Source organism: Microcoleus sp. LEGE 07076, from assembly GCF_015207455.1.
Lineage (GTDB): Bacteria > Cyanobacteriota > Cyanobacteriia > Cyanobacteriales > Microcoleaceae > Microcoleus.
Window position 1 is genome coordinate 1 of sequence record NZ_JADEWV010000279.1, and the last position, 6,111, is coordinate 6,111.

The 6,111-nt window shown below is 46.8% G+C and carries 4 protein-coding genes; 3 read left to right on the forward strand and 1 reads right to left on the reverse strand.

The genetic code is table 11. The features are described 5' to 3' along the window. Positions 1 to 1,059, forward strand: a 1,059-nt coding sequence (locus IQ270_RS27040) for a calcium-binding protein (RefSeq protein WP_305076230.1), incomplete at its 5' end; no start/stop codon positions are given. 228 nt (positions 1,060 to 1,287) lie between these two features. Here the strand turns inward: IQ270_RS27040 and IQ270_RS27045 are convergent. Then, on the reverse strand, positions 1,288 to 2,190 hold the full coding sequence (locus IQ270_RS27045) for an XDD3 family exosortase-dependent surface protein (protein ID WP_193976243.1): 903 nt from the start codon (positions 2,188 to 2,190) through the stop codon (positions 1,288 to 1,290). A 577-nt stretch (positions 2,191 to 2,767) separates the two neighbouring features. Here IQ270_RS27045 and ribBA point away from each other — a divergent pair. After that, entirely contained in the window at positions 2,768 to 4,528 is a 1,761-nt protein-coding gene (gene ribBA / locus IQ270_RS27050; protein ID WP_193976244.1) for a bifunctional 3,4-dihydroxy-2-butanone-4-phosphate synthase/GTP cyclohydrolase II, read from the forward strand. Between the two features lie 28 nt (positions 4,529 to 4,556). After that, on the forward strand, positions 4,557 to 5,984 hold the full coding sequence (locus tag IQ270_RS27055; RefSeq protein ID WP_193976245.1) for a pentapeptide repeat-containing protein: 1,428 nt from the start codon (positions 4,557 to 4,559) through the stop codon (positions 5,982 to 5,984). The last annotated feature ends 127 nt before the right edge of the window (positions 5,985 to 6,111 follow it).

Below are 6,111 nucleotides of genomic sequence, written 5' to 3' on the forward strand. Positions count from 1 at the left end.
GGGGCGGGCACGGGGGCACCGCCCCTACAGACACCAACGCCACTGGAAACGCCGACACCAAGTTCAACTGAAAGTGATTGCATTTGCAATACTATTCGATATCCAAATTTGGATTTACCCAATGAAGCTGAAAATATTATCGCCAGCAATGGCAGCGGTAACATCCAGTTTGGTACTCCTGATAATGACGCTTTTTACGGTAGTTCAAATCCGAACATATTCGATGCGGGTTTCGGCAATGACAACTTATACGGAGGCGAAAACAACGATACTTTGTATGGCAACAAACAAAATGATTTTATTAGTGGCGATCAGGGAGATGATATCCTGTTTGGTGGCAAACACAATGATATCATTTTGGGCGGTCAAGGTGAAGATATCATTTTCGGCGATCGGGGCAATGATTCAATCAATGGCAAGGAAGACAACGACTTACTTTTTGGGAATGAAGGTGTTGATTTTATCGACGGCGGTAAAGGCAACGATATCGGCTATGGGGGTGACGGAAATGATATTATCTTTGGTGGCGAAGGTGATGATAGTCTTTACGGTAACTTCGGAGATGATAGTATCTGCGGAGGTGCTGGCAATGATTTCTTGAACGGAAATCAGAATAATGATTTGCTAGATGGATGTCTTGGGAATGACACTCTTTATGGTGGCAATGGTAACGATACATTGCTGGGAGGTAGCGGTAATGATGTTTTGTTTGCTGAAGGCGGTGATGACAGTTTGAATGGCGGTGATGGCACTGACCTGCTGTTCGGAGGAAACGGTGATGATTGGCTGACTGGGGGTTTGGGAAGTGATATTTTGTCAGGAGGTGCTGGCAATGATAAATTCTTGCTTTCTACCAATTCTGGTATCGATACTATCTTGGATTTTGAAAATGGCCAAGATTTGCTAATACTGGGCAATAATCTCACTTTCTCGCAATTGTCAATTACTCAAGAAAATAGTTCAACTTTCATCCGTTTGTCGTCAACAGGTGAAATTTTAGCTTCTCTGAATGGGGTGACGGCAAGTGCGATTAATGCTGCCAATTTCAATTTAGCTTAGAGCATGAGGTTATACCAAATCCGGGGAAGACAACCCCTCGATTATCCATAACGGCGTAAGGTGCGGATCAACAAACAAATACCGCAGATGGCAAATATTACCCTGCGACGCACCCTACTACTTTCGCCACCAGGAGGCCGACTGATTCATCAAAAATATCCAAAACCCGAATTCTGGAAGAAGTCGGGGTTCTAAGTGCAATCTTAAATGTGTTGCAAACTTTTAATTTCAGCTAATCTTGCCCTTAATTTTGCGTTTCGCCGCACCCATACCCAGAATCCCAAATCCGGCAAAAGTACCCAACCAAGTAGCAGGTTCGGGTACGGCTTCAGGAGAGCTTGCTTCAAACGAGCTTTTAATGGCGATCGCATCATTAGCGCACTCGGCAAAAAAGTTAGCAATATAGCTGCCCGAAGGCATAGCAGATTTGTTGAAACTGAATCCGATTGTTTGAGAACCTACTGCATTAAATTGAGCGAAATTAAGACCGAGAGCGTTCAAAGTTGCTGGAGTTAAAAAGTTGATTTCTCCTACTTTTTTCCCCGCAGCAATTGAGTTGAGAACTGTCCAGTTTCCTGTTTGTTCAAAATAGGGGTCTGTGGCAGCTAAATCGCCCATTGATGGAGTACCGCCTTGAGATGCAACTACAGTGTTGAATTGATTTAAATTGGTAAAGCCGGAGTTGGTTTTGGTGACGCTTTTAGCGGTGACATTGCTGTAAACGCCTGTTGTCGCAACGCCTGAGTCATTTCCTTCGGCAAAGCGGATACCAAATAAGCTGCCGTTTGCGTTAGCTGTGTTGAAGTTTTGACCGGAAAAATTGAAGAACAAATCGCCGTAGTTGATGTTGCCTCGGAGAGCGGCGGTGTCTGCATATCCTGCTAAACTTAGATTGGAGTTGATGGCGATGAAAGCTGTATCTGATGTTTCTTTGACGGCGATGCCGTAAAATTCAAATGCGCCGCCGCCGATTTGTGGCCCTGTCACGCCGTCGCTGAAGGAGTCGATCGCATAATTCCAACCGTTAGATAGCGTTGCTGCTGTAGCTTTTTGTGGCTGTAGCGCGATAATTGCACAGAACACAGCCACTGAGCAAGTCCTGTGGATAGTGTTTTGAGTAGTGGCATTCATAAAATTCTCCTCCGAATCAGTTTCAAAAAAATTAAGTCGGCCGATGGGGAACATCTGTGTTTTTGTTTCAGGCGCGCCAACTCTTGAAGAACTCGCACGGGGTTGTACACTCGCTCTTCTGGGACGATCGCAATCGAACAAAAATATATTTTTACAAAGCCGGAGATGCTCCAGGGTCGATCGACTCTTTTAAATTTTCAGTAAAGCACACATTTAGGCAGAATTTATTAAAGTTTTAGTAAAGATTTCGCGGGCGATCGTCTAATATCAACTACACAAAAAATAACTAATACTAACTTTATTGGCAGCAGATTTATTGCTGCCAAACAATTCAGGTTGTCAATTAGACAGTTAGGAGGTTGGAAGTACAGTTTAGCTAAAATCTGTGCGATCTTAGTTAAGATCATTCAATAATGCGGCAATTTTTGGTTGACAAGTGGCTATTTTTATAGTAGGCAAGCTGGGAAATTGTGTCCAACTCATCTGGATCGAGGAATCGCCCTGTCGGAAACAAAAGGTTACAATTAAAAAGAGATTCTATTTCCATAACAATACAGTTTATAGCTTGAACTTCTCAGTGCCCAATAACAACACCTCAACTCAATCCTTCGACTTTGACTCAATTGACAGCGCCCTCGCAGACCTCAAAGCAGGTCGGATGCTTGTAGTAGTCGATGACGAAAACCGCGAAAACGAAGGCGACGTAATTTGTGCCGCCCAATTCGCTACGCCCGACAACATCAATTTCATGGCAGTGAACGCGCGGGGTTTAATTTGTCTGGCCTTGAGCGGCGACAGGCTCGATCGGCTCGAACTGCCCCTGATGGTCAGCAAAAACACCGACAACAATCAAACTGCGTTCACCGTCAGCATCGATGCAGTCAACGGCGTCAGTACCGGGATCTCCGCCGAAGACCGCGCCCGCACCATCCAAGTCGCGATCCACCCGGACACCAAACCTCAAGACTTGCGCCGTCCCGGTCACATTTTCCCCCTGCGGGCGATCGACGGTGGCGTTCTCAAACGCGCCGGTCACACCGAGGCCTCCGTTGACCTCGCCAGACTCGCGGGCCTCTATCACAGCGGTGTCATCTGCGAAATTCAAAACCCCGACGGTTCAATGGCCAGGTTGCCGGAATTAATCGAGTACGCTAAAACCCACAACCTCAAAATCATCAGCATTGCTGACTTAATTAGCTACCGACTCAAGTACGATCGATTTGTCCGCCGCGAAACAGTCGCCAAATTGCCCAGTGAATTCGGCGATTTTATGATTTACGCCTACCGCGACACTCAAGACAATTCAGAACACGTTGCTATTGTCAAGGGCGACCCCGCAGAATTTAAGGACAAACCCGTGATGGTGCGAGTACATTCCGAATGTCTGACCGGCGATGCTTTGGGTTCCTTGCGCTGCGACTGTCGGATGCAACTGCAAGCGGCACTGAAAATGATCGAAAATGTCGGTTCTGGCATCATAGTTTACTTGCGCCAAGAAGGTCGGGGCATTGGATTGGTAAATAAACTAAAAGCTTACTCGCTGCAAGATTTGGGATACGATACCGTAGAAGCTAACGAGCGCTTGGGCTTTCCCGCTGATTTGCGAAACTACGGCGTTGGAGCGCAAATGCTCAACGATTTGGGAGTGAAAAAAATTCGGTTGATTACCAACAACCCGCGCAAAATTGCTGGTTTGAAAGGTTACGGCATTGAAGTGGCCGATCGCGTCCCCTTACTAATTGAAGCTACAGATTACAACTCGATTTATTTGGCAACAAAAGCCGAAAAACTCGGTCATATGCTGCTGCAAACTTATTTAGTAACAGTGGCGATTCAGTGGAACGAAGCGAAGGAAGAAGGAAGAAGGAAAAAGGAAGAAGGAAGAGGTTCGAGGGAAGAAGGAACAGAAGCAGATTCTGCAATCCAAAATCGGTACGAACACCTCGAAAAACTGCGGCAGTTGGCAGCAGGTCAAGACTTGTTGCTGCAAGAAGAAGCGCGGCCGGTGGGCGTAGCTTTGTTTGGAGAACGCTCCCTCATCGTTCACCTCGGCTTCGATCAAGCCGGACTCGCGGCCCCGGAGTGGTACAAAGAGCAAAACCATCCTTATGTCAAGGCGATCGCCCAAATTCTGGGCGACCTCAGCACACAGCCGAATTTGCAAACATTAGAATTCATGGTTTCCTCCGGTGGAGATCCGCTCAAAATCCTGCAAATCCAGCTCGATCGACAAACCTTCCCCCTCGGACAAGTCGCCTGGGCCTGCGCGAGGCTTCAACCCCAAAAAATTTATAGTTTTTCGGCTATTCCCGATTCAGGGCTGGGAATGTCAAGCTAGGTTAAGCATTAAAGAGAGCGAATTTGAGATGGAAATGAACGTTGGTGACTTTCTGCACCGGCTCGACCTCCGGGGACAACCGCTTAAAGGCACAAACCTCGGCGGTGCGGAATTCCGGGGAGCCAACCTCAGAGGAACCGACCTCCGAGAAACCAACCTCAAAGAGGCTATTCTCACGTATGCAGATTTGATCGAAGCCGATCTCACCCGCGCCAACCTCAGCGGCGCGGATTTATCTGAGTCACTGCTCAATTTAGCCAACCTCACCAGAGCCGATTTGAGCGGTGCTGTCCTGCGAGAAGCGACTCTGGTAGGAGCCGAACTCACTCAAGCCAATCTCCAACAAGCAAGTTTGATCAAGGCCAATTTAGTTGGAGCAAATCTTCAACAAGCCAACTTAACCAGAGCCAACCTCAGCGGCGCCGATTTGCGCGGCTCTCAAATGATCGGCACCATTTTAGACAAAGCTGTCTACAACAACCGGACTATCTTTCCCAACGATATCGATCCAGCAGCAATGGGAGCAATTTTGCTCGCTCCCAATGCCTCGCTTCCGGGATTAAATCTGATTATGGTAGATTTGACCGGAGCGGATTTAAAGGGAGCCGATTTGCGGCGGACAAACTTATACAAAGCTATTTTATTTGGAGCAAAGCTCGATCGGGCAAACTTAGCAGGAGCAAACCTCAGCGGAGCGGACTTGAGGGAAGCCAGTTTGAGCGCTACGATTCTTGAAAAAGCTGTTTACAGCAACCAAACATTGTTTTCAGAAGGCATCGACCTCAGTCTCGGCGGAGCTTATTTAATTGCTCCCAACGTATCGTTGCAAGGAGTAAACTTAACCGGAGCAGACTTAAACGGGTCAGATTTAAGCGGAGCTAATTTGAGCAGTTCTAACTTAAGTTCGGTCAATCTGAGAAATGTAGACCTCAGCAGAGCCAGCTTAAAAAAAGCTTACCTCAAAGGTGCAAACTTGGAGGGAACAGATTTAAGAGGAGCCGATTTAAGCGGCGCAATTTTGCACCAAGTAAACTTGAGTTCTGCTGACCTCCGGGGTGTAGACTTAACAAGGGCCGACCTCAGCGGCGCTAATTTAAGCGATGCCGATTTGAGGGAGACAGATTTCACCGGAGCTACTTTGCTGTTCGCTAACTTGAGCGGGGCAGACTTGAGAGGTGTAGACTTGACAAAAGCTGACTTAAGCGGCGCTAAATTAAACCAAGCACACCTCAGAAAAGCAGATTTGATGAGAGTAAATTTGGAGGGAGCAGATTTAACTGAGGCAGATTTGAGCGACACTCATTTATTCCGAGTTAATCTTAGAGGTGCTAATCTTAAAGGTGCTAACCTGAAGGGGGCAAATTTGAAGGGCGTATTTTTGACCGACGCTTATTTGAGCGAAACAGATTTGACTGATGTAGAACTGAGTCCGAGTTTTTTTGAACCGCCATTATAATCGAAATGGTAATTAGTCAGTTGTTAGTTGTTATTTGTTAGTTGGCAGTTGGGGGGCTATCCGAAAGCATTTGACAGGAAAGCATTGGGCATTTAGCCCGAAATCATTTGAGAGGAAAGCATTAGAC